The sequence below is a fragment of the Enterococcus mundtii genome (genome assembly GCF_002947535.1).
Classification (GTDB): domain Bacteria; phylum Bacillota; class Bacilli; order Lactobacillales; family Enterococcaceae; genus Enterococcus_B; species Enterococcus_B mundtii_B.
The window spans coordinates 1-1,324 of sequence record NZ_PUAP01000063.1; the positions used below are offsets into that span (position 1 = coordinate 1).

The window sequence follows — 1,324 nt, forward strand, 5'->3', positions numbered from 1 at the left end:
AGTCAAGTCCATAATCCTGTGTAAAATACTATACAATGTTTTACCGGTCTCTCATTGATCAAACTTAATATATTTTCTTGTAGAACTGAGCCATTCGTCATGAAGGTCCATAAGGACAGCTCCAATTAATCGATTGGCAGACGTTCGGTTGGGAAAAATCCGAATAATCTTTTCTCTTCTGCGGACTTCCTGGTTCAGTCGTTCAAGAAGGTTGGTGCTTTTTAGCCGATTATGACTATTTCCGATAACCGTGTATTGAAAGGCATCTTCGAAGCCATTATCCAATATTTCGCAGGCTTTTGTATATTTAGGCTGGTCGATATATTCACCGACTAAGGCATTCTTAGCTGTTCGAGCGAGTTCAATATCCGTAAACTTAAAGATCGCTTTTACTGCTTCTCTAAACGGTTTTGAATTCTTTTTTGGAATGGAACTGAAGATGTTTCTTAAAAAATGGACCTGGCATCTCTGCCAACTTGCGTTGGTAAATGACTTACGAATCGCAGACACTAGGCCTTTATGGGCATCAGAAATGATGAGTTCTGTCCCCTTTAGGCCGCGTTCTTTTAAGTATTCAAAGAAGATGGACCATGTGTCATCACTTTCTTCATTTTGAATCATGAAGCCAATGATTTCACGGTCGCCACCTTCTGTTATCCCGATCGCAATATGGCAGCTTTTAGAAAGCACTCGATGGTCCTCACGGACTTTTATGTAGAGAACATCAGTCATCAGATAAGGATAATTCGTACCTGAGAGTGAACGGTTCTGCCATTCGTTGACCATCGGGTCTAACTGCTCAGTCAGGCTAGAAACAAAAGATTTCGATACAGATTTTCCACATAGCTCTTCAACAATCTTTGAAACTTTACGTGTCGAAACGCCCGAAACATACATCTCAAGCATTGAAGCGAGCAGTGCCTTTTCATTTCGCTGATAACGCTCAAACACCGTCGGTGAAAATTCACCATCACGTGTTCTAGGCACTTTTAATTCGAGTGTACCCACACGAGTCGTAAAGTCTCGCTCATAATAGCCATTTCTTTGACTCTGACGACTTTCTGAACGTTCATAGTCATCGGCTTGAATATATTCTGTTCGTTGATTTTCCATCAATTGGTTGAAAACAGTGGTTAAAATATTTTTAGAAACATCATCTTTTACCGAATGTTCAATAATACTTTGAACCTCTTCGTTGTTCAGTGTAAAATGTACTTGGGTCATGTAACGTCCTCCTGGGTATGTTTTTGTGGTTAAAAACATTGTACCGTAAAAGGGCTGTTACATGGCCTTTTATCTTTTACACAATTATATGGACTTTATC

Annotated in this window: 1 protein-coding gene; it reads right to left on the reverse strand. The window is 39.7% G+C overall.

Features of this window, described 5'->3' with window-relative positions; translation table 11 throughout:
• Positions 1 to 51: 51 nt before the first annotated feature.
• Entirely contained in the window at positions 52 to 1,224 is a 1,173-nt protein-coding gene (locus tag CUS89_RS15665) for an IS256-like element IS1542 family transposase (RefSeq protein WP_002323245.1), read from the reverse strand.
• Between the last annotated feature and the right edge of the window lie 100 nt (positions 1,225 to 1,324).